The sequence below is a fragment of the Paratractidigestivibacter sp. genome, assembly GCF_963660155.1.
GTDB lineage: Bacteria > Actinomycetota > Coriobacteriia > Coriobacteriales > Atopobiaceae > Paratractidigestivibacter.
In genome coordinates, this window is the sequence record NZ_CAVKWG010000035.1 from 42,152 (window position 1) to 66,898 (window position 24,747).

General features: G+C 63.2%; 20 protein-coding genes and 3 tRNA genes. 20 read left to right on the forward strand and 3 right to left on the reverse strand.

The window, feature by feature from the left end; all coding sequences use genetic code 11:
• Positions 1-13 precede the first annotated feature (13 nt).
• The 3 genes from U5709_RS06540 to U5709_RS06550 all read left to right on the forward strand — a co-directional run bounded on the left by U5709_RS06540 (position 14) and on the right by U5709_RS06550 (position 2,393).
• Positions 14-88: transfer RNA gene (locus U5709_RS06540), tRNA-Gly, on the forward strand.
• 785 nt (positions 89-873) lie between these two features.
• Positions 874-2,157: an aminopeptidase gene (locus U5709_RS06545; RefSeq protein ID WP_321970616.1), complete on the forward strand. Its 1,284-nt coding sequence runs from the start codon at positions 874-876 to the stop codon at positions 2,155-2,157.
• 160 nt (positions 2,158-2,317) lie between these two features.
• A tRNA-Lys gene (locus U5709_RS06550) sits at positions 2,318-2,393 on the forward strand.
• A gap of 88 nt (positions 2,394-2,481) precedes the next feature.
• On the opposite strand, the gene U5709_RS06555 is transcribed toward U5709_RS06550, so the two are convergent.
• On the reverse strand, positions 2,482-3,318 hold the full coding sequence (locus U5709_RS06555; protein WP_321970617.1) for a DeoR/GlpR family DNA-binding transcription regulator: 837 nt from the start codon (positions 3,316-3,318) through the stop codon (positions 2,482-2,484).
• A 219-nt stretch (positions 3,319-3,537) separates the two neighbouring features.
• Here U5709_RS06555 and U5709_RS06560 point away from each other — a divergent pair, with 219 nt between their 5' ends.
• The 5 genes from U5709_RS06560 (at position 3,538) to argH (ending at position 9,298) form a co-directional block, all read left to right on the forward strand.
• A complete protein-coding gene (locus U5709_RS06560) occupies positions 3,538-3,981 on the forward strand; it encodes a PTS sugar transporter subunit IIA (RefSeq protein WP_321970618.1) in 444 nt (147 codons plus the stop codon).
• 119 nt (positions 3,982-4,100) lie between these two features.
• Positions 4,101-5,522 carry a PTS ascorbate transporter subunit IIC gene (locus U5709_RS06565; RefSeq protein ID WP_321970619.1) on the forward strand — a complete coding sequence of 474 codons (1,422 nt, stop codon included), beginning with the start codon at positions 4,101-4,103 and terminating at the stop codon, positions 5,520-5,522.
• 109 nt (positions 5,523-5,631) lie between these two features.
• Entirely contained in the window at positions 5,632-5,913 is a 282-nt protein-coding gene (locus U5709_RS06570; RefSeq protein ID WP_321970620.1) for a PTS sugar transporter subunit IIB, read from the forward strand.
• 519 nt (positions 5,914-6,432) lie between these two features.
• Positions 6,433-7,662, forward strand: a complete 1,230-nt coding sequence (locus tag U5709_RS06575; RefSeq protein ID WP_321970621.1) for an argininosuccinate synthase — start codon at positions 6,433-6,435, stop codon at positions 7,660-7,662.
• Between the two features lie 268 nt (positions 7,663-7,930).
• Positions 7,931-9,298: an argininosuccinate lyase gene (gene argH, locus U5709_RS06580; protein WP_321970622.1), complete on the forward strand. Its 1,368-nt coding sequence runs from the start codon at positions 7,931-7,933 to the stop codon at positions 9,296-9,298.
• A gap of 149 nt (positions 9,299-9,447) precedes the next feature.
• On the opposite strand, the gene U5709_RS06585 is transcribed toward argH, so the two are convergent.
• Entirely contained in the window at positions 9,448-11,010 is a 1,563-nt protein-coding gene (locus U5709_RS06585; protein WP_321973042.1) for a lipase family protein, read from the reverse strand.
• Between the two features lie 128 nt (positions 11,011-11,138).
• On the opposite strand from U5709_RS06585, the gene U5709_RS06590 reads away from it, so the two are divergent.
• From U5709_RS06590 to nagA, 12 genes are all read left to right on the forward strand, one after another.
• Complete coding sequence (locus U5709_RS06590) at positions 11,139-12,542, forward strand: putative ABC transporter permease (protein WP_321970624.1); 1,404 nt, start codon at positions 11,139-11,141, stop codon at positions 12,540-12,542.
• A gap of 222 nt (positions 12,543-12,764) precedes the next feature.
• On the forward strand, positions 12,765-14,111 hold the full coding sequence (gene purB / locus U5709_RS06595; RefSeq protein ID WP_321970625.1) for an adenylosuccinate lyase: 1,347 nt from the start codon (positions 12,765-12,767) through the stop codon (positions 14,109-14,111).
• Between the two features lie 501 nt (positions 14,112-14,612).
• Entirely contained in the window at positions 14,613-14,909 is a 297-nt protein-coding gene (locus U5709_RS06600; protein WP_321970626.1) for a TIGR03905 family TSCPD domain-containing protein, read from the forward strand.
• Between the two features lie 23 nt (positions 14,910-14,932).
• Positions 14,933-16,204, forward strand: a complete 1,272-nt coding sequence (locus U5709_RS06605) for a Tat pathway signal protein (RefSeq protein WP_321970627.1) — start codon at positions 14,933-14,935, stop codon at positions 16,202-16,204.
• 116 nt (positions 16,205-16,320) lie between these two features.
• Positions 16,321-17,034 (forward strand): response regulator transcription factor, encoded by a 714-nt coding sequence (locus U5709_RS06610; protein ID WP_321970628.1) that lies wholly within the window; start codon positions 16,321-16,323, stop codon positions 17,032-17,034.
• Between the two features lie 201 nt (positions 17,035-17,235).
• Positions 17,236-18,786, forward strand: a complete 1,551-nt coding sequence (locus tag U5709_RS06615; protein ID WP_321973043.1) for a HAMP domain-containing sensor histidine kinase — start codon at positions 17,236-17,238, stop codon at positions 18,784-18,786.
• 213 nt (positions 18,787-18,999) lie between these two features.
• On the forward strand, positions 19,000-19,881 hold the full coding sequence (locus tag U5709_RS06620; RefSeq protein ID WP_321970630.1) for a phosphoribosylaminoimidazolesuccinocarboxamide synthase: 882 nt from the start codon (positions 19,000-19,002) through the stop codon (positions 19,879-19,881).
• Positions 19,881-20,534 (forward strand): APC family permease, encoded by a 654-nt coding sequence (locus U5709_RS06625; RefSeq protein ID WP_321970631.1) that lies wholly within the window; start codon positions 19,881-19,883, stop codon positions 20,532-20,534. Before U5709_RS06620 ends, U5709_RS06625 begins: the two co-directional genes overlap by 1 nt.
• 46 nt (positions 20,535-20,580) lie before the next feature.
• A tRNA-Arg gene (locus tag U5709_RS06630) sits at positions 20,581-20,656 on the forward strand.
• A 327-nt stretch (positions 20,657-20,983) separates the two neighbouring features.
• A complete protein-coding gene (locus tag U5709_RS06635; RefSeq protein ID WP_321970653.1) occupies positions 20,984-21,208 on the forward strand; it encodes a DUF4160 domain-containing protein in 225 nt (74 codons plus the stop codon).
• Between the two features lie 9 nt (positions 21,209-21,217).
• Complete coding sequence (locus U5709_RS06640; protein WP_321970632.1) at positions 21,218-21,517, forward strand: DUF2442 domain-containing protein; 300 nt, start codon at positions 21,218-21,220, stop codon at positions 21,515-21,517.
• A 166-nt stretch (positions 21,518-21,683) separates the two neighbouring features.
• Positions 21,684-22,841 (forward strand): N-acetylglucosamine-6-phosphate deacetylase, encoded by a 1,158-nt coding sequence (nagA, locus tag U5709_RS06645; protein WP_321973044.1) that lies wholly within the window; start codon positions 21,684-21,686, stop codon positions 22,839-22,841.
• Positions 22,842-23,213: 372 nt separating this feature from the next.
• Here the strand turns inward: nagA and U5709_RS06650 are convergent, their stop codons facing one another.
• Complete coding sequence (locus U5709_RS06650; protein WP_321970634.1) at positions 23,214-24,698, reverse strand: PTS transporter subunit EIIC; 1,485 nt, start codon at positions 24,696-24,698, stop codon at positions 23,214-23,216.
• Positions 24,699-24,747 lie beyond the last annotated feature (49 nt).

Consider the following 24,747-nt stretch of genomic DNA (forward strand, 5'->3'; position numbering starts at 1 on the left):
CTTAAACAGCTTTGCGGGCATCGCCAAGTGGTAAGGCATCAGCTTCCCAAGCTGACATCCGCGGGTTCGAATCCCGTTGCCCGCTCCATAAAATCACAGGTCCCCGACTCCGGGGGCCTTTCTTTTTGCGGTAACGCCGCGAGGAGGAAGCAATGGGATTCGAGCCCGCATGGCGCTCCTGCAAATAGGGAACTGTCCCCAAATGGCAAACGTAACTATAAGGGTCGCCTTTAGGTGGCTCTTCTGCGTTGAGCAGCAAAACCTTGTACGGCCGCTGCCCGCCACGGCTGTGACGCGAACCTGTCATTTCGTGCAGCAGCTGATGACAGGTTCCCCGTGCAGCGCAACGAACCTGTCACCACGTGCAGGTCTGTCTCAAAACCGCTGCGGAAAGGGGATTGCCACCTTTTGACAGGGGCGAGAACTGCAAGGTTTTGGCGCTTGTGCGACGTAGAGCGCGGTTGCGTGCAAGGTTTCGCCGCTCGTGCGACGTTCTTTTGCTCGGATTTCGGTGTTTACGTGCTCGCGGACTCTCGCCAACTGGGGTTTTGTGGAGGTGCAGCGCCGCAGGACTCGAATTTACGTCGCACGAGCGGCGAAACCTTGCAGCGGTATGCCCTGAACGTCGCACGAGCGGCGAAACCTTGCACAGCGGCGCGCGGCTGCGGCGGGAACCTGTCATTTCGTGCAGCGTTGGATATCTGTCACCCGGCGCAGGTCTGTCCCTAAACCGCTGCGGAAAGGGGACTGTCCCCAAATGGCAGGGCGCTCCTCTTACCGGCGCATTCCACCCCTCGGCCACAAATTTCGCCCCCGTCCGCTGCGGTTGGGTATACGAAGAGGGCACGGCCCCATCGCCGAAAGGAACCTACCATGTCCCTCGTCCCTATGACCGACGAAGAATGCCGCATCGCCACCGATGCGCTCTCCGAACAGCTCGACCTCTACGCGAACCTGCTGGTAAAGAAAGGTGTTGCCATCAGGCCCGGCCAAGAGCTCGTGCTTCAGGCGCCCGTCGAGCGCGCCGACTTCGCCCGTCGCGTCGTTGCCGCGGCCTACCGCGCGGGCGCGGGCCACGTCACCCTCATCTGGAACGACGACGCCATCACGCGTCTCACCTACGAGAACGTGCCGACCGAGTGGTTCGAGCAGACCCCGTCCTGGAAGATTGAGCAGCTCAACAGCCTGGCCAAGGCCGGCGCGGCGTTCCTCTTCCTCGAGGGCTCCGATCCGAACGCTCTCAAGGGCATCGACCCCGCCAAGCCCGCGACCGCCTCGCGCGCCCGCAACACGCAGTGCAAGGCGTTTCGCGAAGGAATGGACTTCGGCCGCAACGTCTGGTGCATCGCCGGCGTCCCCGTAACGGCGTGGGCCAAGCAGGTCTTCCCCGACCTCGCGCCCGCTGAGGCCGTCTATCGTCTCTGGCAGCTCATCCTCGCCACGTCGCGCGCCGACGGCGAGGACCCCGAGAGTGTCTGGGAGACCCACAACGCGTCTTTCGAGAAGACTAAGCGCTTTCTCAACAAGCACCACTTCGACGCCCTGCGCTATCAGGCCGCGAACGGCACCGACCTCACCGTGGGCATGACCGCCGGCCACATCTGGGACGGCGGCGCGGGTCGCACCACGTCGGGCACGGCCTTCTTCCCGAACATCCCGACCGAGGAGGTCTTCACCTCGCCCGACCGCATGCGCGCCGACGGCATCGTTTATTCCGCCATGCCGCTCGTGCACGCGGGGCAGGTCGTGCGCGATTTTTGGTTACGCTTCGAGGGCGGCAGCGTCGTGGACTACGACGCTGAGCAGGGCCGCGACGTGCTCAAACACATCATCGAGGCCGACGAGAACAGCTGCCGCCTCGGCGAGTGCGCCTTGGTGTCCAAAAACACGCCGATCCGCCAGAGCAAGACCCTCTTCTTCGACACCCTCTACGACGAGAACGCGAGCTGCCATCTGGCGCTCGGCATGGGCTTCCCCGAGTGCGTTGAGGGCGGCCTCGACGCCGACCGCGATGGCCTTCTTGCCATGGGCGTAAACCAGAGCTCGACCCATGTGGATTTTATGATCGGCTCCGACGACATGAATATCTGGGGTGTGGCCGCCGACGGCGCCGAGACCTCCGTCTTCGTCAACGGCCAGTGGGCCTGGGAAGAGTAACCCAAATCCGCGACGCCCGCAGTTGGTGGCAGTCCCTTTGCGGACAGGGCGGACAGTCCCTTTGTCCACCAGGGACGTGACAAAGGGACAGTCCCTATGTCCGCAAAGGGACTGCCACCAACTGCGGGCCGCGGACGTGATAGAATCAACTTCCGCACACGCGCCGTTAGCTCAGCTGGTAGAGCAGGGGACTTTTAATCCCAAGGTCCAGGGTTCGAAACCCTGACGGCGCACCACCTAAAATACAAGGCCGCAACCATTGTTTGGTTGCGGCTTTTATGTTTATCCGACTTGGATGATGCTGAAATCGTCAGCGTGTCAGCGCTAGCAGCAGAGCGCAGGTGTGCCGGTGGAGGTGATCTTTCCCAGCACGCCGAGGTCCTTCTCGTCAGTGATCACGGCGCTGAAGTCGTTGATCGATGCAAAGCGGTAGCCGTTCTTGATGCCGAACTTGGCGTGGTCGGCAAGAAGGAAGCAGTATGAGGCGTTGTGGAGCACCTTCTCCTTGACCAAGCCGTCGTCCATGCTGTCGGCCATGACCGAGTGGTCGTCGACCGAGCATCCGTTGCAGCCGATGAACGCCTTTGCAAAGAGCAATGGCTCCAAAAGGCTGATCGACGCTGATCCAATAAAACCCGTTAGCTGAGGATTCAGCACGCCTCCGGTGAGAAGTGCCGTGACCTTCGGGTTGCCCGAGAGGCGGCGCGGGATGTCCATCATATTGGTCGTGACAATCAGCCGTTTGTCTCCCTTGGCGATGATGTCGGCAAGGTAGATGTTGGTGCGCGAGATGTCCAGGAAGATGGCATCGCCGTCGTTTATCTCCATGTAGGCGCGCGCGGCAACGGCGCGGCGCCCCTCGTCGCCAAGGATCGTGTCGTCATTGACGTCGGCGATGGCGGGGGAATCGGAAAGCGCGGGCGAAACGGGCGTCGCGGCGTCGCCGCGCGCCGTGCTCATGCGCTGCGGCTCCCCCTCGCGCTCCATCCTGTGCGCCCCGCCGTATTCGCGACGGCATAGGCCATCTTTTGCCAAAACGCCGAGGTCTTTGCGGATGGAGTCCACACTCACGGAGAAACGCGCTGCCAGCTCCTCGACGGTTGCGTGGCCCTGCTCGTCCAGAATCTGGACAATTTTTTCTCTGCGTTGCTTTGGGAACACTCTTCGACCCTCAGAATTTCCTGTTTTCCTGTTTCCCCACCAATAATGCCCGCAAATTTCCCGATTTTGGTGCTTAAGAAATGAAATTCGGTGAAAAGATACAAGTAGATGTGTAGAAACGGTGTAGGGAACAGGATAAAACAGGAAAACAGGAGGCGAACAGACGCTTGTTGTCTATAGTTTGCCTCGGAACAAGAAAAACCATGAAAGGAGCGCCCGATGAACAGTATGAGTTCAATGCTCAAGCGTGAGAACGTCCAGATCGTCGAGAAGGTCTCCGACTGGCAGGAGTCCGTTCACGTGGCGGTCCAGCCCCTGGTGGACCAGGGTTATGTCGAGTACGCCTACCTCGAGGGAATCATCCAGAACGCCATCGAGTACGGCCCCTACTTCGTGATCTGCCCCGACCTCGCCCTGCTGCACGCTCGTCCCGACCAGGGCGTCATTAAGCGCCAGCTTGCCGTCACGGTCCTGCGTGAGCCCGTCCGCTTCAAGGAGGAGGGCCCCGACGTCCGCCTTCTCGTGACCCTTGCCGCCACCGACGCCGACGGTCACATCGAGGTCATGCGCCAGCTTGCCACCATGTTCGGGGAGCCCGAGAACATCACCAAGATCTGCGAGGCGCAGACCGCCGACGAGATCTACGGCTACTTCGTAGCCTAAACGTCCTACCCGCGGCCACGCCGCACCCAACCTCAGCGAATGCGCCGAAAGCCTACCCCCCTTAATTTCGGCGATTTCACGTCCCGTAAGCGTTCAATCAACAAGGAAAGAGGTAAGAAATGGCAGTTATCGACTTCATAGTCAACATTCTGTCGACGCCGGCAATTCTCGTCGGCCTCCTAGCCCTCCTCGGTCTAGTGCTTCAGAAGAAGCCGATCGAGCAGGTAGTCATGGGCACCATCAAAACCATCGTCGGCTTCTTGGTGCTCACCGCCGGTTCTTCGTACCTGCAGTCCGGCTCTCTTCTCGCCTTTGGCGAGATCTTCAACTTCGCCTTCAACATGCAGGGCGTCGTTCCCAACAACGAGGCCGTCGTCTCGATGGCCCTCACCGACTTCGGTCAGGCGTCCGCTCTCATCATGTGCATCGGCATGATCCTGAACATCGTTCTGGCTCGCTTCTCCCGCATGCACTACATCTTCCTGACCGGCCACCACACCCTGTACATGGCCTGCATGCTCGCCGTCGTCCTCTCCATCGGCGGCCTCTCCGGCATCCCCCTGTACGTCGCCGGCGGCTGCGTCCTGGCCCTGATTATGGTCATCTCCCCGGCCTACTGCCAGCCCACCTTTAGGAAGGTCACCGGCTCCGACGGCGTCGCGCTCGGCCACTTCGGCGGCATCGGCTACGCCATCGCCGGCAAGATCGGCTCTCTGTTCAAGGATTCCTCCAAGTCCACCGAGGACATCAACTTCCCTAAGCGCCTCGTCTTCCTGCGCGATACCACCGTGTCCATCTCCATCACGATGATGGTCTTCTTCGTGGTCGTCACCGGCGTGGCCGTTGCGCGTGGCATCCTTACTGCCGACCCCACCCAGTTCTCCTATCTTGACGAACTGCTTAACGTCGGCACCGAGACCCAGACCAACTGGTTCATCTGGGCCATTACCTCCGGCATGGCCTTTGCCGGCGGCGTCTACATCATCCTTTCCGGCGTCCGTCTGATCGTCGGCGAGATTGTCCCCGCCTTCAAGGGCATCGCTGAGAAGCTCGTCCCCGGCGCCATCCCCGCCATCGACTGCCCGGTCGCGTATCCCTACGCTCCCAACGCCGTCATCATCGGCTTCCTGGTGTCCTTCGTCTTCGGCATCCTCGGCCTGGTTATCCTTAGCTTCATCGATGCCAACCTGGTGCCCGTTGCCCTTATCCTCCCGGGCGTCGTTCCCCACTTCTTCTGCGGCGCCACCGCCGGTGTCTTCGGCAACGCCGAGGGCGGCATCAAGGGCTGCGTCGCCGGCGCCGCCGTGCACGGCCTGCTGATCACCTTCCTGCCGGCCCTGTGCATGCCTGTCTTCACCGCTCTGGGCTTCACCTCCGCCACCTTCTCCGACGCCGACTTCTCTTGGCTCGGCATGCTCTTCGGCAACCTTGCCCAGGCTGTGCCCGGCATGCCGCTGCTGATCATCTGCGTCCTCCTTTTCGCTGCGCCGATCGTTTACAACTTCGTCGCGCCCAAGCCCAAGGCTGCCGAGGAGAAGTAAAGACCGCGCTTTAAGCGGGTAGACTCCAAGTACCGCGGGGCCGAGCATGATCTCGGCCCCAACAACAAACAGACGGCTCGCTTTGCGGCCACAAGAGGAAAGAGGAACCATGGAAGTCCACAAGATCATGTGCGCATGCGGCAACGGCATCGGCTCGAGCCTCATGGTTGAGATGAACATCAACAGCGTGCTGAACACGCTGGGCAGGACCGACATCGAGGTCACCCACACGACCATCTCCGAGGTGAAGCCTGGTGTCGCCGACCTCTACGTCTTTGGCCGTGACCTCGCCAACTTCGTCGATGGCATCGAGGAGGACCGTCTGGTCGTCCTGAACAACATCATTGACAAGAACGAGCTCACGGAGAAGCTGGGCGCCAAGCTCGGCTAATCCAAGCCACAAAGTCGCTACCCCCAAGGGCCCGCAGGCTGTGCTTGCGGGCTTTCTTTGTGCGGCTGTTGGGCGGCCGGCTGCGCGCGGGTCGGGGTGGTTCGGGCTGCTCTTTGTTTCAACACGGGCCTGGGCAACTCGGCCCGCTCTTTGTTTCAACCTTGAATCGCCCGAGCACGTGGGTTGCATCGCCCCCGCGCGCAGGCCTATAGTCGAACGAGTTGATTGCAGCCCCGCGCACATATCGCGGGCCACTAGTCTTTAGGGGAGGCGAAAGAAGCCTAATGAAGAGTTACGGCGCCATGATTGCGGGCCTTTACCAGGCCATCGCCATCTCTTCTCCCCGAACCCGACGCCAGAACCGACGAATCTAGCCCGCGATGCCGCGTGCGCTGCGTTTTTGTCCTGGCGGTCTATTCCCCAGATGAATTCTTGCGCGCCTGGCACCAACGGGCGCCTCGTTCTGCTGTAATTAACCCTGCTAAATGAACCAATTAGCCAATCGAAAGGAAATCAAAAATGGCTGAGAAGGAAAAGGTCGTCCTCGCGTACTCCGGTGGTCTGGACACCTCCGTCATCGTGAAGTGGCTCCAGATCGAGAAGAACCTCGACGTCGTCGCCATCTGCGGTAACGTCGGCCAGGACGAGAAGGACCTCTCCTGGGTCGAGCAGAAGGCCCTCGACATGGGCGCTATCTACTCCAAGGCCGTCGACATGCGCCAGGAGTACGCCGAGAAGTACCTGACCCACGCCATCAAGGCCAACGCCAAGTACCAGAAGGTCTACCCGCTGCTCTCCGCCCTCTCCCGCCCGCTGATCTCCAAGCACATCGTGGACATCTGCCACGAGACCGGCGCCAAGTACGTGGCCCACGGCTGCACCGGCAAGGGCAACGACCAGGTCCGCTTCGAGACCGAGATCCGTGCGCTCGACCCCTCCCTGGAGATCATCGCCCCGGTGCGCGTCTGGGACCTCACCACGCGTGAGTCCGAGATGGACTGGGCCGAGGCCCACGACGTGCCCATCCCCGTCACCAAGAAGAAGCCCTACTCCATCGACGACAACCTGTGGGGCCGCGCCATCGAGTGCGGCGTCTTGGAGGACACCTGGAACGAGCCGCCTTCGGACATCTGGACGATGACCAACAACCTCGAGGACTGCCCTGCTGAGCCCGAGACCGTCGTCATCTCCTTCGAGAAGGGCATCCCCAGCGCCATCAACGGCGAGAAGATGGACATCCTCTCGCTTATCCTCGAGGCCAACAAGATCGCCGGCCGCAACGGCTTCGGCCGCATCGACATGGTCGAGAACCGCGTCGTGGGCATCAAGTCCCGCGAGTGCTACGAGTGCCCCGGCGCCCTGCTGCTCATCCAGGCCCACGAGACCATGGAGCAGATGTGCCTCGACGTGAACACCCAGAAGACCAAGCGCGAGCTCGACGAGAAGTGGGCTGACCTCGTGTACGACGGCCTCTGGTTCAGCCAGGCCAAGCTCGCCATCGACGCCTACAACGACTACACCTCGCAGTTCGTGACCGGCGACGTCCGCATCAAGCTCTGCAAGGGCGGCCTGTTCGTCGACGGCATGCGCTCCGAGTACAGCCTCTACGACTACAACCTGGCCACCTACGACGAGGGCGACACCTTCGACCACACCGCTTCCCGCGGCTTCATTGCCCTCCACGGCCTCGAGTCCCAGACCTGGTCCAAGGTCCAGGGCCCCAAGTCCGGCCTTACCCCGGTCGACTAAGCGTCGGCCTTCCTGCGGCTTGACGACGGCGCGTCCGGGTACCCTCGGGCGCGCCGTTTTTCTTGTGGCGCCTGCAGTTTGGGGACAGTCCCCTTTTTGCACACGAGCCGCGGTTTCAGCAAATCTGCCCAATGGTTCGACAACCAGCCTGCAGCCCTCAAGCGTGTGCAAAAAGGGGACTGTCCCCAAACCGCAGGCGCGCTGCCGCGCACATGACTTGAAGGTGCGGTAACCTAGCTGGGACGATTTACGACGAAAGGGGAGCTCGATGGCTCTTTGGGGTGGCAGGTTCGAGAAGGGCGTCGACGCCTTCACGCAGGAGTTCGGCGCGTCTCTTAACGAGGACAAGGCCATGGCGCAGCAGGACATCGCCGGCAGCCGTGCGCACGCGAAGATGCTCGCTGAGCAGGGCATCATCTCCGAGGACGACCAGGCGGCCATCGACGCCGGCCTGGCCGACATCTCCGGCCAGATCGAGCGCGGCGAGTTTGCTTGGGACGTCAACGACGAGGACATCCACATGGCCGTCGAGGGCGCCCTCACCCGCAACATCGGCACCCCTGGCGCCCGCCTGCACACCGGCCGCTCCCGCAACGACCAGGTGGCGACCGACATCCGCCTCTACGCCAAGGAGCTCTGCCAGCACCTCATCGAGGGCAACGACGCCCTGCGCCGCGTCTTCGTGGACGCCGCCGAAAAGCACATGGGCGTTGTGATGCCCGGCTACACCCACCTGCAGCACGCCCAGCCGGTGCTCTTCTCGCACCACATGCTGGCCTACTTCTGGATGTTCACCCGCGACCGCAAGCGCCTGGAGGCCGCGTTGGACGCGGCCGACGCAAACCCGCTGGGCGCGGCGGCGCTCGCCGGCACGACCTACCCGCTGGACCGCCAGCGCACCACCGAGCTTCTCGGCTTCTCTCGCGCGATCCCCAACTCGCTGGATGCCGTCTCCGACCGCGACTACCTGCTTGACCTCGAGTACGCCTGCAGCGTCAGCATGATGCACCTCTCGCGCCTGTGCGAGGAGATCGTGCTGTGGAGCTCCACCGAGTTCGGCTTCATCACGCTCTCGGATAGCTACTCCACCGGCTCCAGCATCATGCCCCAGAAGAAGAACCCGGACTTCGCCGAGCTCACGCGCGGCAAGTGCGGCCGCGTCTACGGCGACCTGATGGCGCTTCTTACCACCATGAAGTCGCTGCCGCTGGCCTACAACAAGGACCTCCAGGAGTGCAAGGAGGGCCCGATGGACGCCGCCAAGACCCTCTCCGACTGCATGGAGATCGCCGCCGGCATGCTGGAGACCATGACGGTCAACGCCGACGTCATGCTCGCCCAGGCCAAGACCGGATTTACCGCCGCCACCGACGTGGCCGACTACCTGGCCAAGAAGGGCATGCCGTTCCGCGACGCGCACCGCGTGGTGGGTGAGCTCGTGCTTTATTGCGAGAAGAACGGCAAGGGTCTTGAGGACCTCACCTTTGAGGAGTTCCGTTCCGCGTCCGACCTCTTCGACGAGGACATTGCCGCCGACCTCGACCCCGAGGGCATCGCCCGCGCCCGCACGACCTACGGCGGCACCGGACACGCGGCCGTGGAGACCCAGCTCGCTGAGGCCAAGGCCGCGCTGTAAGCAACGTTTGGCCCGCCGGCTATTTGGGACAGTCCCCTTTTTGCACACGAACCGCGGTTTCAGGCATCTCGCCCAATGATTCGGCGACGAGACCGCAGCGCACGTGCGTGTGCAAAAAGGGGACTGTCCCCAAATGGCAGGCGCCGCGCCTAGCGGGTTGTGCGCAGGTCGCTGGCGTCGATCGTCTCCATCCAGGCGCAGTAGAGATCGGGCGCGTGGCTGTGGATGATGCGCACGATGTCGTGGCCGTTGATCATGGAGTACAGCGACTTGACCACGCCGACCGGCGTCTTGAAGTCGTCGATGGTCGGCGCCACCTCGGCGATGTCGGACACGATCTTGTCCACGTCCTCAACATCGGTCGGGTCACTTTTTGTCTCGCAGCGGACGTGCTCGCTAAACTTGGCGCACACGGCAATAAACTGCTGGTCGAAGCCATGGTTTCCGTATTCCGGCAGCCATAGGTCCACGCCGTAGCGCTCGTATCCCCACACGTTCAGCGGCATGCGCGGCACGAGGTCCGACGGGTTCATGATGTTGAAGATGTTGTTGTACATGGCGTCGCGGCAGTTGCTCGACTCGGTGAGCTCGGGCGTGGCGAAGGCGTACGCGTAGAGCGACCTGGCCGGGATGCAGCCCTTGATCCAGATCGCGCCATCGATCGCGGCGCTCTCGCCGGCCTCCGCCGCGCTCGCCATAGTGGCCGCCTCGGCCTCGTAGTATTCCTTGTCGATGGCCGAGCCCAGAAGGTTCGTGATGGCGCCGCCGCGCGAGTGCCCGCAGACGAACAGCGAGATGTCGCTCAGGTCTCTCGGGTCGTGCCCGAGGTTCATGATGTACGAGAAAATGCGGCTTTCCAGCTCCTGCGCCGCCTCGGAGAAGCCCTGGTGGTCGTTCTCGCCGTAGCCGTAGGTGTCCGACATGCTCGAGCGGAAGTTCATCGCGAGGTTCGACAGCCACTCGGTGCCGTAGCTTCCGCGTACAGCGGCCATGACCAGCAGTTTCTTCTCGCCGGTCTGCGAGTTCACGATCTCCTTCGACGCAATGGTGTAGGCCGTCACGTCGGTGCCCTTGTCCTTAAAGACGGCCGAGAGCTGGTCGATGATCTCGCTGCGGTACTGGTAGGACGCGGTGGACATGTTGTCGAAGCCGAGCTGCGCCAGGATGTTCTCCATGTAGTCGCCGGAATCGCTGCCGGCCTGGTAGTGGACGGACTCGGAGTTGGCCACGGTGGAGAGCACGATGGCCGTGCGCGCGAGCTGGTGGTTGTACTCGCTCGAGTCGGCGAAGAACCAGTCGTCGTTCCACTCGATGGTCTCGGTGGCGTCCTTGCCGTCGTCGGCCACGATGCTGGAGTAGGTAACGTTTGCGGTGATGTTGCCGGAAGCGTCGACCGAACCCTCGACGGCCTCGATGGGCTGCGGTTCGCCGATCATAAAGTCGCTGCTGCTGGCCAGGCCGAGGCGCCACTGGACCACGCCGGTGAACACGAGGGACGCTATCGCCGCCACACACGCGACGACGATAAGCGCGACTTTGAGGCCGCGGTGCCTGCGCCGGCGGGGCTTGGTCTTGGCGGGGGTTGCGCCGGCGGCTTCGGCCGGGGCCTTGACGGGGGTTTCGGCAAGAGCTTCGGCGGTTGCCTTGTCCGCCGCCCGAGCATTCGTCTGAACTGCGGTTTGTTTATCTTCCAGCTGCTCGTGTTCTTCCACGCGAGCCTCCAAATTTCCGTTCACAAAGCTGATGTGCGCGCCAAGCGCGTTTCTGCTCGATAATAATGGAGCCGGGTACCGCGCGCCCCCAAACCGTCAATTAACGACGAACGAACCTGAGGTGCATCTTGACCGATATCGATAAGAATAACGCCGCCCCCGCCTCTGTGACCCTCGAAGGCGACGACCTCGACGACCTCGCCGCCCGCGCCAACGACCTACTCGTCCACGACGACGGCACCTTCGCCCGTGGCGTGCGCTGGTACGGCATCTATCTCACCATCTCCGGCTGGCTCTCCCTCGCGTTCTTCATCTTCCTCGCCGTCTCTATCGGCATTTTGTTCGCCCTGATGCTTACCGAGGGCTCGGGCGCGGACCTCGCGAGCAGCGTTCAGGCGGGCATCGCCGAGCTCAAGACGAGCACCTTGGTCATTGCTCTCTCCATCGTCGAGCTCATCGGCACGCTTGCCGACGCAATTATCAGCCTTAAGCTGGGCAAATCCCTCCGCAAGAGCATCCACCGCAACGCCGCCGTGTGGTCGCGCCGCCTCATGTGGATCTCAATCCTCAACCTCTCCGTCTCGTACATGCTCAGCGGCTTCTCGTGGAGCTTCTTCGGCATCTTTGTAAAGATCGCCGCGCTGGTCATCTTCTCGACCGTGCTCGACCCGACCCTCGCCGCCGAGAAGCGCGCCGCCCACGAGCGCGAGCGCGAGCAGGACATGGATGCCGCCGAGAAGGGCATGCTCGGCCGCGACGTCTCGGGCAAGGGCTACATCCGCCTCGATTTCTACAACCTGTTCTGGATGTTCTTCGTTTGCAGCATTCTTGGCCTGATTCTCGAGATCATCTGGCACATGACCGTCGTCGACCAAGGCGTCTACCAGGACCGAGCCGGCCTGCTTATCGGCCCGTTCTCACCTATCTACGGCTTCGGCGCCGTGTTGATCACCATCGTGCTCAACCGCCTGTACGACAAGAACCCCCTCATCACCTTTGTGGTCGCGGGCCTGGTCGGCGGCGGCTTCGAGGCGGCGACGGCGTTCTTTATGAAGGCGTCGTTCGGCATCACCGCCTGGGATTACAGCAGCTACATGCTGTTCGGCCTCATGCCGGACCCCGTGGCCGTCCTCACCGGCGGCCGCACGGCCACGATGTTCCTCATCATTTGGGGCCTGCTCGGCCTCGTGTGGGTCAAGTTTGTGTTGCCCATCATGCTCAAGGGCATCAACCTCATCCCGTGGGACTTCCGCTACGGCCTCACCGCGCTCGTGGCCGTGTTCATGATCACCGACGGCCTGCTCACGCTGGGCAGCCTCGACTGCTGGTTCGAGCGCTCGTCGGGCCTCGAGCCGTCGACGCCCGTCGAGACGTTCTTCTCGGTGTACTGCGACGACGACTTCATGAAGAACCGCTTCCAGTCCATGACGATGGACACCGGCGACGCCACCCGTAAGGATACCGTGGAGAAGAAGGCCGTCGAGAACAACGAGGCGGTGAGCCCGACCCTCATTACCAGCCGCACCGTCTAGCCCGCCACCTGCACCTGCCATTTGGGGACAGTCCCCTTTTTGCACACGATACGCCGTTTCAGGCGGTCCGTCCAATGGTTCGGCGACGAGTCTGCAGCCCTCACGCGTGTGCAGAAAGGGGACTGTCCCCAAAGCGCTGCAGAAAGGGGACTGTCCCAAAATGGCAGGCCCGTGCTGGTAGAATGGGTGCGTCTGGATGTTCGACTCCTTGGAGGGAACCACATGATCGATCGCTACACCCGTCCCGAGATGGGCCACATCTTCTCGCTGGAGAACAAGTACGCCGTCTGGCAAGAGATCGAGGTCCTGGCCTGCGAGGCCCACGCCGAGCTGGGTGAGAGCGGCATCACCAGGGAGGAGGCCGCCTGGATCCGCGAGCACGCCGCCTTCAAGAAGGAAGAGGTCGACGAGATCGAGGCCGTGACCAACCACGACGTCATCGCCTTCCTCACCAACATGGGCTCCTACATCGACGCCGACGTGCCCGAGGGCGAGCCCAAGCCCTCCCGCTGGGTCCACTACGGCATGACCAGCTCCGACCTGGGCGACACGGCCCTTTGCTACCAGCTTGTCCAGGCCACCGACATCCTCATCGAGGACTGCAAGAAGCTCGGCGAGATCTGCAAGCGCCGCGCCTTCGAGGAGAAGGACACCCTGTGCGTCGGCCGCACCCACGGCATCCACGCCGAGCCGATGACCTTCGGCATGAAGTTCGGCAGCTGGGCTTGGGAGCTCAAGCGCGACTACGACCGCCTGGTGGACGCCCGCGCCAACGTGGCCTTCGGCGCCATCTCCGGCGCGGTGGGAACCTACTCCAGCATCGACCCGCGCGTGGAGGAGTACGTCTGCGAGCACCTGGGCCTGGCCCACGACCCCCTCTCCACCCAGGTCATTTCTCGCGACCACCACGCCTACCTCGCCGGCGTCCTGGCAACCACCGCCGCCACCTGCGAGCGCATCGCCACCGAGATCCGCAACCTGCAGAAGACCGACACCCTGGAGGCCGAGGAGCCGTTCCGCAAGGGCCAGAAGGGCAGCTCGGCCATGCCGCACAAGCGCAACCCCATCACCGTGGAGAAGGTCTGCGGCCTTTCTCGTGTGGTGAAGGCCAACGCCCAGGTGGCCTTCGACAACGTGGCCCTGTGGCACGAGCGCGACATCTCGCACTCTAGCGCCGAGCGCGTGGCGCAGGCCGACAGCTTCATCGCGCTGGACCACATGTTCAGCTGCCTCATTCGCATCGTGGACGGCCTCGTGCTCTACCCGGCCCAGATGCTGGCCAACCTCAACAAGACCCGCGGCCTGATCTACTCCTCCAAGGTGCTGCTGCACCTGGTGGACACGGGCATCACTCGCGAGGACGCCTACAAGATCGTGCAGGAGAACGCCATGGCCACGTGGCGCGAGGTCCAGCAGTGCGAGGCGGGCACCACCTTCCGCGAGAAGCTCGAGGCCGACCCGCGCTGCTCCAAGCTCAAGGCCGAGGAGCTGGACGCCATCTTTGATCCCAAGGCGTTCCTCACCCGCACCGGCGTCGTCTTCGACCGCCTGGAGCGCCTTACCTTCTAGCCTCGCCCTCCGCCTGCAGAAAGGGGACAGTCCCCAAACCGCTGCGCTTTGGGGACAGACTTCAAGCCGCATAAGACAGGGGGACAGTTCCAGTCCCTTCGTTTCATTGTCAGGTGCGCAAGGTTTTGCCGCTCTTGCGACGTAAAGCACGGTCGCGTGCAAGGTTTTGCCGCTCGTGCGACGTTCTTTCGTGCGAATTTCGGCGTTTGCGCGCCCGCGAGTTATTGCCAACTGGGGTTTTGCGGGGCCGCGCTGTTGCCGGGCGTGAATTTACGTCGCACGAGCGGCAAAACCTTGCAGTGGCATCCCCCGGACGTCGCACGAGCGGCCAAACCTTGCATGGTAGCCGTGGCGCGAACCTGTCATTTCGTGCAGCACAATCAAAAAGGGGACAGTCCCTAAACCGCTGCGCTTTGGGGACAGGCTTCGAGCCGCATTGCTCCTACGGGCCCGCGCCGGGCGTGGGTATACTGAGGTGAGTTGACTCGAGAGGGGAGTACCATGCAGCACATCGACTTCAAGCCGCGCCGCGTTTGCAGCCAGATGATTCACATCGACCTGTCCGATGACGGCAAGACCATCGAGCAGGTCACCTTCGACGGCGGCTGCTCCGGCAACCTGTCTGCCATCTCCAAGCTGGTTGCCGGCCGCCCGACGGCCGAGATTGCCGAGATCCTTAAGGGCAACACCTGCGGCCCGCGCGGCACGTCGTGCGCCGACCAGTTCTCGCAGGCGCTACTGCAGGCCATGGAAGCCATCCAGGCAGGCAACGACCCATCCGCCGCTGTGGCCAATTAACCGCAGGTCAAGGTAGTAGTCTGATGCATCTTCGCAAGAAAAACCCCGACGGCCCCGCTGCCGACCGCACCCACGTCCCTGCCACCCGCCTCACCCGCCGCGGATTCTTTCGCGCGTCGGCCGCCGCGGGCGTCGCCGGTGCCGCCATCGGCGTCCTTTCCTTCTGCGGCTCCAACGACGCCGACGACGACTCTGAGCCCGTGGTCGTCGACTCTGACTCCGCCGTCTCCGTTACCGCCGACGACTCACCCTACGAGTTTATCGACGAGTACGGCTACACCCCCGAGGCCACCTACACCCTGCCGCTCGGCACCGTCCTGCGCCCGGCCGAGGGCACCTGGGTTCCGGTCACCATTGCCGGCTCCTCGGCTACCCCCATGGTCAAGGCTGGCGCCTTCTCCTCCGAGACTGGCACCCTCTCCGAGGTCGTCAGCAGCCCGGTGAGCGACGCCGCCACCGTCGTCATCTACGACGTGGCCTGCTCGGATTCCGTCTACGCCTGGACCGAGCTTGACACCACCGACCGCTCCTGGACCCTCTATGCTGCCAAGTTCAGCGACGGCGAGCTCACCGGCGACCCGCAGAAGCTCTGGGATACCACCTCCGACTACGACCCCGCGCCCATCGCGTGCTCCGGCTCCAAGGTTATCTGGCAGATCCAGCCCTCGTATTCCGGCAAGAAAACCTCCGAGCACTCCTTCGCCTACGTCTGGGCCATCGGCGAACAGAACGTGCGCCAGTGCGTCAAATCCCCGGGTCGCTTCGCCACAAAACCCACGGTCTCGGGCGCCAACTGCATCCTCACGCCGCGCGTCCGCGCCGACGAGGGTACCTATTACGGCGTTACGGCCTTCAGCATCTCGGACAACCTCTCGACCAAGATTGACCAGCTCGTCTTGCCGGCCAGCGTCAAGCCTTTCCGCGCTACTCGCGTCGGCGACAAGTTCGTGATTAGCATCGAGGCGAGCTACAGCACGGGCGGCCTTCTTTCTAAGATGGGCACCTACATCGGCACGCGCACGGGTGGCTTCGTTAAAGTCGACCGCGAGCCTTCAGAGTGCCCCGCAGGCCATAACGGCATCTACCTGGTCAAAAGCCGTTCTTCGTACGTGGTTGTGGGCACCGAGGAGCAGAAGTACTCGTCGCTCGTGTCCATCGACCGCGCCGTCGACTACGGCGAGTACCCCGCCCGCTGCGGCGATTGCGAGCTCTTCGTCACCTTTGCCACCGTCAAGGATGCCGACACCGGATACCCCGCTTCCGTAACGGTTCGCACCTTCCGCCTTAACGCTTAGTTGTGGCGCCCCCGAGTGGGGTAAACTAGGGGCAATACGGGCTGCGCGCCAACACCGCGCGCCCAACCGAACCGGGCCTCGCGCCCAACAAAGAAGCAATTACCGAGGGAGGCCACATGGCTTCGGACGAGAAGAAGATTCTGCTGGTAGAGGACGAGAAGGCCATCCGCGACGCGGTCGCCGCCTACCTCGAGCGCGAGAACTACATCGTGCGCGGCGTCGGCGATGGCCAGTCCGCCGTCGAGGAGTTCGAGAAGCACGGCTTCGACCTGGTCATCCTCGACCTCATGCTCCCCAAGCTCTCCGGCGAGCGCGTCTGCCGCGCCATCCGCGAGACCTCCAACGTGCCCATCATCATGTTGACCGCCAAGGGCGAGGTCGAGGACCGCATCATCGGCCTCGAGCTCGGCGCCGACGACTACCTCATCAAGCCGTTCAGCCCGCGCGAGCTCGTCGCCCGTGTCCGCGCCCTGCTTCGCCGCGCCCACACCGAGGCCGAGCCGGCGCTCGAGGTCCTCGACTTCGGCGACCTGGTTATCGACATCTCCGGCCACAAGGTGCTGGTCGAGGGCAAGGAGGTCGACCTCACCGCCTCCGAGTTCAAGCTGCTCACCACGCTGGCGCGCTACCCGGGCCGTGTCTACACCCGTATGGAGCTTGTCGAGAAGGTCCTGGGCTACGACTTTGAGGGCTACGAGCGCACCATCGACTCCCACGTCAAGAACCTGCGTGCCAAGCTGGGCGACGACCCGCGCAACCCGCGCTGGCTCTACACCGTCCACGGCGTCGGCTACCGCTTCGAGTCCTCCGAGAAGTCCGAGGTCAAGTAGCGCGGCCCGTGCCTGCCATTTGGGGACAGTCCCCTTTCTGCAGCGGTTTTGGGACAGACCTGCAGTGGGTGACAGGTTCCCTGCGCTGCACCATAAACCTGTTACCAGCTGCTGCACGAAATGACAGGTTCGCGGCGCAGCAATAAATACCGGATCGCGGGCCCGCCACGGCGGGCCCGTCGCTTTATGAAGGAGGTGGCCGTGGCGGCAAAGTTCGTCATCGGAAAGAACGCGCACAACGACGAGGCCTCAAAGCAACCCTCGTCGCGCAACTCGTGGAACACCATCAAAAAGAAGCCCGCCGGCGGCGCGTCCTTCTCGACGTCCATGACGCTCGCGTTCGCGCTCATCGCGATGATGATGGCGTTTATCTTCGTTGTGGTGCTTGCCGTGGTCTGGGGCAGGCAATTCTCGTCGTATACCAGGCAAAACATGCAGTCCATCGCCGACTCGACGGCGGCGTCCATCGCCGGCGCCTACGAGCGCGAGGGCAACAAGTGGACCTCTGACGTGGTCAGCCTCGCGGGCGCTGCCGCCAGCATCTCGGACGACATCGGCGTGCAGGTGCTCGATGCCGACGGCGGGGTTCTCTTCGACGACACGTTGACCGGCGCCGGCGCGGCAAACGTCGACGCCACGGGCATCGTTTTGCCGCAGAGCGTGGCCTCACGCGTTCCCTCGGGCGCCGACGCTGCGGTAACCTCCGAGATTAAGGATGCCGACGGCAAGAAGGTCGGCACCCTGCGGCTTTGGGCGTTCGGCTCCGACGCGCTTCTTACCACCGCGGACGCGGCGTTCAAGACAAGCTCCTTCCAGGCCATCGCCATCGCGGCCATCATCGGCGTCGTCCTCGCGTGCGTGCTCGGCTACGTGACCTCGCGCAAGATGGCCGAGCCCATCCAAAAGATAACCCGCACTGCCAAGCAGCTGCGCAACGGCGACATGACCGCCCGCACCGGCGTTTCTGGCACCGACGACATCGGCCAGCTCGGCGAGACGTTCGACGACATGGCCTCCACGCTGGAGCGCGACATCAAACTCGAGCACCGCCTCACCGGCGATGTGGCCCACGAGCTGCGCACGCCGCTCATGGCCATGCAGGCCACGGTGGAGGCCATGCAGGATGGCGTGCTGCCCGCAGACGACGAGCACTTCGAGACGGTGGCCTCCGAGGTCAGGCGCCTGTCTCGCCTGGTCGACGCCATGCTCAAGCTGAGCCGCCTCGAGAACAACGCCAACGAGCTAAAGACCGAGCGTACCGACGTGATCTATTTGCTGCGCAGCCTTGTGAGCTCGCAGCACGCGCTTTTCCACGAAAAGGGCCTTCACCTGCGGTTTATTAACGAGAGCGGACGCGAGGAGCTCATGGCCGACGTCGACGGCGACCTGATTCGTGAGGCCATGGTCAACCTGATGAGCAACGCCATGCGCTACACGGACGCCGACGGTTACGTGAAGGTGTCCGTAAAACAGGACCGTGGCGACGTGCTGATGAGCGTGGAGGACACGGGCATCGGCATCGCCAAGGAGGACATCCCGCAGACGTTCTCGCGCTTTTGGCGCTCCGACGTGAGCCGCGAGCGCGTGTCCGGCGGCCTCGGCGTTGGCCTCTCGCTTACCAAGGAGATCGTCGACAAGCATAACGGCACGATACTTGTCGAGTCCGAGCTCGGCCGCGGCACCAAGTTCACGCTGCGCATCCCGCGCGACCAGAAGCGCCGCAACCTTGCCCAAGCCATCCAAGAGGGCTAGCCCCATCTGCGCCGGGTGACAGGTTCCCCGTGCAGCACAACGAACCTGTTACCCGGTGCTGGTCTGTCCCCAAACCGCTGCAGAAAAGGGACTGTCCCCTTTGTGCAGGCGCGCGCTTTGTACGGGAAATCCCGCCGCGCCGACGTATACTTTTGCACGTTATGGAACAAGGTGACGCGTCAGAGTCGCCGACCAACGAAATCGAGGTATACGATGTCCGAGATTCAGAAGCGCCCGGATTCCCACGGCAAGGTGCGCGACATCTACGACTGCGGCGACAGCCTGCTCATGGTCGCGTCCGACCGTATCTCTGCGTACGACTTCCTCCTGCCCGACGAGATCCCTCACAAGGGCGAGATTCTCACCCGCATCTCCGCCTTCTGGTTCGAGCGCTTCGCCGACCTCATGCCCAACCACATGATCTCGGTCGATGTCGCCGATTTCCCCGCCGAGTACCAGCAGTACGCCGACTACCTGGCCGGCCGCTCCATGCTCGTCAAGAAGGCCCAGACCCTGCCCATCGAGTGCATCGTCCGCGGCTACCTCACCGGCTCCGGCAAGAAGACCTACGACGCTGACGGCACCGTCTGCGGCATCAAGCTCCCCGAGGGTCTCACCGAGGCCTCCAAGCTGCCCGAGCCCATCTTTACCCCGTCCACCAAGGCCGAGCTGGGCGACCATGACGAGAACATCAGCTTCGAGCGCTGCACCCAGATCGTGGGTGACGAGATGGCCGCCAAGCTCCGCGACGCGTCTCTTGCCATCTACAAGGCCGCGGCCGAGTACGCCGCCACCCGCGGCATCATCATCGCCGACACCAAGTTCGAGTTCGGCGTCATCGACGGCGAGCTGGTCCTCATCGACGAGTGCCTGACCCCCGACTCCAGCCGCTTCTGGCCGGCCGAGGGCTACGCCGAGGGCCAGGTTCAGCCCAGCTACGACAAGCAGTACGTCCGCGACTGGCTGCGCGCCAACTGGAACATGCAGGGCGAGCCGCCCCGCATCCCGGCGGACGTTATTGAGGGAACCTCCAAGCGCTACCAGGAGGCTTTCCAGATCATCACCGGTACCGAGTTCGAACCAAAGGGAGTCTAATGTCTCTGCGCGACACTATCGAGGGGGCCCGCGACGAGGCCAAGGTCACCGTCGACGCCATGGCCAAGAAGTCCAAGGACGGCTCCGGCGGCGATAAGGCCGTCCCCGCCTACGACCCGTTCAAGAGCGGAAAGTCCTCCGCTGCCGGCGCCCGCCCGGCCCGCGAGGCCGCCGCTTCCGTGCGCATGGAGGGCGACCGCACCAAGAAGAACCCCGCCACCATGACCAAGGAGGAGAAGAAGGCCGCCCGCGCCGAGGAGCGCCGCCTCGAGGATAAGCGCAACACCGCGTACGACTACATGCTCAAGGACAACCCCGAGTACAAGGCCACGAACAAGACCTGGTGGATTCTTCTCGGCGTCGGCTTCGCGATGACCATCGTGTCGCTCATCTTTACCTACGTGCTTGGCAACGGGGGCATGGGCCTCATTGCCCTCATCGCGCTGGTCTTGGCTTACGCGTTCATCATCGCCGCATTCGTGTACGATTTCCGCAAGCGTCGCAAGTTCCGCAAGGCCGCCGAGAAGCGCCTGCAGGGCATGAACGACAAGCGCGTTGCCGAGTACGTCAAGGAGCAGAACGAGAAGGCCCGCGCCGAGCAGGCCGAGCAGGAAGCGGCCAAGGCCGCCAAGAAGGCCGCGAAGGGCAAGTAGCCCGTCTGCGCGAGCGCGCCGCTCGCGTGTTAGAATCTTCTTCCATGCCTTCGTAGCTCAGGGGATAGAGCACGGCTCTCCTAAAGCCGGTGTCGGCGGTTCGAATCCGTCCGGGGGCACCAGACATCGCAGCAGGTCAGTGGCACCACGCCGCCGGCCTGCTTTTTGCGCGACTGCTGCCCGCCTGTAGTTAGGGACAGCCCCAAACTGCAGGCGGGCGGCGGGCTTTTTTGCTAAGTTTGCAAACAAAACCGGGTTCGCCGAGTAGAGTTGCAAATCGCGCGAACAAAATCGCAGGTCAACGCGTTTCTCAGCTTGCGTCTACTTGGCAAAAACCATTTTGATTGCATACTTAGCGCCCGGCAGCGTCCAAACGAGTGGGTACCATCAAATCAATGCCGAAGAAAAGGGGAGCAGTGCCCGAGATTTCATAGTTTCATGGGGTACGAATTACCATGTATTACAACGATCACAATCCCCCTCATTTCCACGCAGAGTATTCAGGGCGCAAGTGCTTGGTTGATGTTGAGTCGGGGGCGGTGCTAAGCGGCGCCCTTCCTGCAAGGCAGCTCAAGCTGGTCCTTGCCTGGAACGAACTTCATCGTGATGAGCTTATGCAAAACTGGGAGCTCGCGAAGGAGCAGAAGCCACTCAATCAGATCAAACCGCTTTAGGAGGCGCTTATGTCCGGCGAATATTTCCCCGAGGTTGTGCAAGCTTTGGTTGGTCCCGACCAGACGGTTTATGCGTACTTCTCGGATGGGCGCATCACTCGGGTCGACATGAAGCCGCTCATATCTGCCGGCGGAGTGTTCTCTTGCCTCGCGTCGGACGATTTCTTCTCGGGTGCCATCACCGTTCTGAACGGCACGGTTGCGTGGGACGTCTCGGGCGTGTTCGACCCAACGCAGTGCATAGACCTCGACCCGTTCACCGTTTACGCGGCGGAGCGCGTCTCCGATCCGCTCGAGTCGGTGGCCTGAGCCCTGCGATGCGCCGTCCGCCTGCGCCTGTCACCAGATACGGGCGCCGAGAACGAACCCGTAGCCCTATATGGCCCGCTTGCCCGGTCTCAGGATTTTGACCCATTTGAACAGGGGTTTCTCTGCCATACTCGAAGTATGTGAAATGTGACTTCGAGGAGGACCTATGGCCACTTTCGTAATCAAGGCGAGCAAGTTCCTTCTTCCCGGCGCGGTGCAGCGCGGGGGCTACCTGACCATCCAGGACGGCGTCTTTGGGTGCTGGACGGCCGAGGCGCCCGACGGCATGCCCGTGGTCGATTGCTCCGGCAAGTGGGTCGCGCCCGGCTTCGTGGACACGCACATCCACGGGTTCCATAACCACGCGACCGACGATTGCGACGCCGACGGCATCAACGCCTCCAGCGAGGCCCTGCTCCGCCACGGAACCACGAGCTGGCTGCCCACGACTTTTACCGACTCCGCTGAGAGGATCGAGGCCGCGTGCGCGTCTATCGCCGCCGCCGACGAGTCGCGCGGCGCCGGGTTTGTGGGCGCGCGCATTCAGGGCATCTACCTCGAGGGGCCGTTCTTTACCGCCGCGCACGTGGGGGCCCAGAACCCGGCGTACCTGAGCGACCCGAACTACGAGCTCTTCTCTTGTTGGCAAGAAGCCGCAGGCGGGCGCATTCGCAAGACGGCGCTCGCCCCCGAGCGCGACGGTTCCGAGGCTTATTGCGCCCGCGTCCGCGCTGAGGGCGCCGTGGCCTGCATCGGTCATACCGACGCTACCTTCGACCAGGTGCTCGCCGCCGTCAACGCCGGCGCGACCTGCTTTGTGCACACCTACAACGGCATGCGCGGCCTGCATCACCGCGAGCCGGGCGTCGTGGGCGCGGCCATGGCCACGCGCGAGACCTACGCGGAGCTGATCTGCGACGGGTATCACGTGAATCCCGGGGCGATTCGCGCCATGGTCAACGCCAAGGGCTGGGACCACGTGGCGCTTATCACCGACTGCCTTGGGCCTGGAGGCATGCCCGAGGGCAACTACATGAGCGGCGGCCTGCCCGTCGTCATGCGCGGGGGAGCGTGCTACCTCGTGAACGGCGGAAACCTCGCCGGTTCCACGGCCACGCTCGCCAAGGTGGTCAAGAACGTCTACGACTGGGACGTGGTGAGCGCCGAGCAGGCGCTGCGCATGGCCACCGAGGTTCCGGCCCGTTCGGCGGGAATTGACGGCGCCTGCGGTCTTATCCTGCCCGGCCGTCCCGCGGACTTCAACGTGCTCAACGCCGACCTGACGCTCGAGGCCACCTATCTGGGCGGCGCCCTCGTCGAGTAAGCGCCCGCCTACCATTTGGGGACAGTCCCCTTTTTGCACACGATACGTCGTTTAAGCAATTCGCCCAATGACTCGGCGATGAGCTCGTAGCGTCCGTGCGCATGCAAATAGGGGACTGTCCCCAAATTGCAGGCGGGCAGGTGCAGCACAACGAACCTGTCACCCGCTGCAGGTCTGTCCCAAAAGCGCTGCGGAAAGGGGACTGTCCCCAAACGGCAGGGCATCTACCTGGGCGGGAGCATCGCTCGCTAAACGAACCTGTCATTTTGTGCAGCACAACGAACCTGTCGCCCGGGCCAGGGCAACAAAGAAGCGCCCCGGCTCGCGCGGAGTCGGGGCGCTTCGCTTGGGTTATGCGATGTGGGACGCGGGCTACCTCAGGATCTTCTGCAGCTCGTCGCAGACGAACTGGACCTTGGTACCCACGATGACCTGCACAGCATTGGCGCCCGCGCGGACGACGCCCATGGCGCCGGCGGCCTTGCACGCGACCTCGTCCACCTTGGTGGAGTCGAAGACCTCGAAGCGCAGGCGGGTGGTGCAGTAGTCGACGTTCTTCACGTTCTCAGCGCCGCCGACGGCCTCGAGAATCTTGGCAGCCTGGTCAACGAACTCGCCGGTGCCGGAAGCGGCAACGGGCAGGACGTCGTCGCCCTCGTCCTCGCGGCCCGGGGTCATGAGGTCAAACTTCACGATGGCGAAGCGGAAGACCACATAAAAGACCACGAACGCGGCGATGCCCAGCGGGATGATCATCCAGGTGTTGGAAGCCGCGGGCAGGGAGGCCGAGAACAGCAGGTCGGTCGCGCCGGCGGAGAAGCAGAAGCCCGCACGGAAGTTCACGTAGTAAACAACGATGGTGAAGATGCCGTAGAGCAGGGCGTACACGACGTAGAGCGGGAAGCACAGGAACATGAAGCCGAACTCGAAGGGCTCGGTGACGCCGCAGACGAAGGCGCAGATGGCCGCGGAGACGACGAGGCCAATGGCGGCCTTCTTGTTCTTGGCGGTCTGAATCATGGCCAGGGCAGCGCCGGGGATACCGAACATCATGCAGGGGAAGAAGCCGGACATGTACATGCCGAGGCTCCAGGTAACGTCAGCGGAGGTCTCGCCAGCCCAGAAGTGGGACAGGTCGCCGAGGCCGATAGTGTTGAACCAAAAGACGTTGTTGAGGGCGTGGTGCAGACCGGTGGGGATGAGCAGGCGGTTGAGGAAGGCGTAGATGCCGGCGCCGATGCCACCCATAGCGGCGATGCCGTTGCCCAGCGCGACGAGGCCCTCAAAGATCACGGGCCAGACGAAGAGCAGAACTACGGAGACGAGAATGGAGATCAGGGCCGTCATGATGGCAACGCAGCGCTTGCCGGAGAAGAAGGCCAGCCAGTCGGGAAGTTGGGTGCCCTTGAACTTGTTGTAGCAGGCGGCGCCGATGATGGCGGAGAGAATGCCGATGAAGGAGTTGCCGCTGATCTTGGCGAAGGCGATGCCCTCGGTGGTGGTCAGCCAGGTGTCCATGTCCTCGATGCCCTTGACGGTGCCCACCACGGCGGTGGAGAGCAGTTGCTGGATCATGAGGAAGGCGACGAGACCGGCGAGGCCGGCGGTGCCGTCGTGGTCGTCGGCGAGGCCCACGGCAGCGCCGATGGCGAACAGCCAGGCCATGTTGTCGATAAGCGCGCCGCCTGCCTTAACGAGCAGGAAGCCGACCGTGTAGGCCATGCCGGTGGTCTCGCCGGCCGCGCCCATGACAGCGGGTGCGAGCAGGTAGCCCACGCCCATAAGAATGCCAGCGACGGGAAGCGCCGCGACGGGAAGCATCAGCGCTTTGCCGAGCTTCTGGAGATACTTCATCATGATGAGTCCTCCGTCCTTTCGATAACTTAGGGGCCCTCGGCCCCTCCTT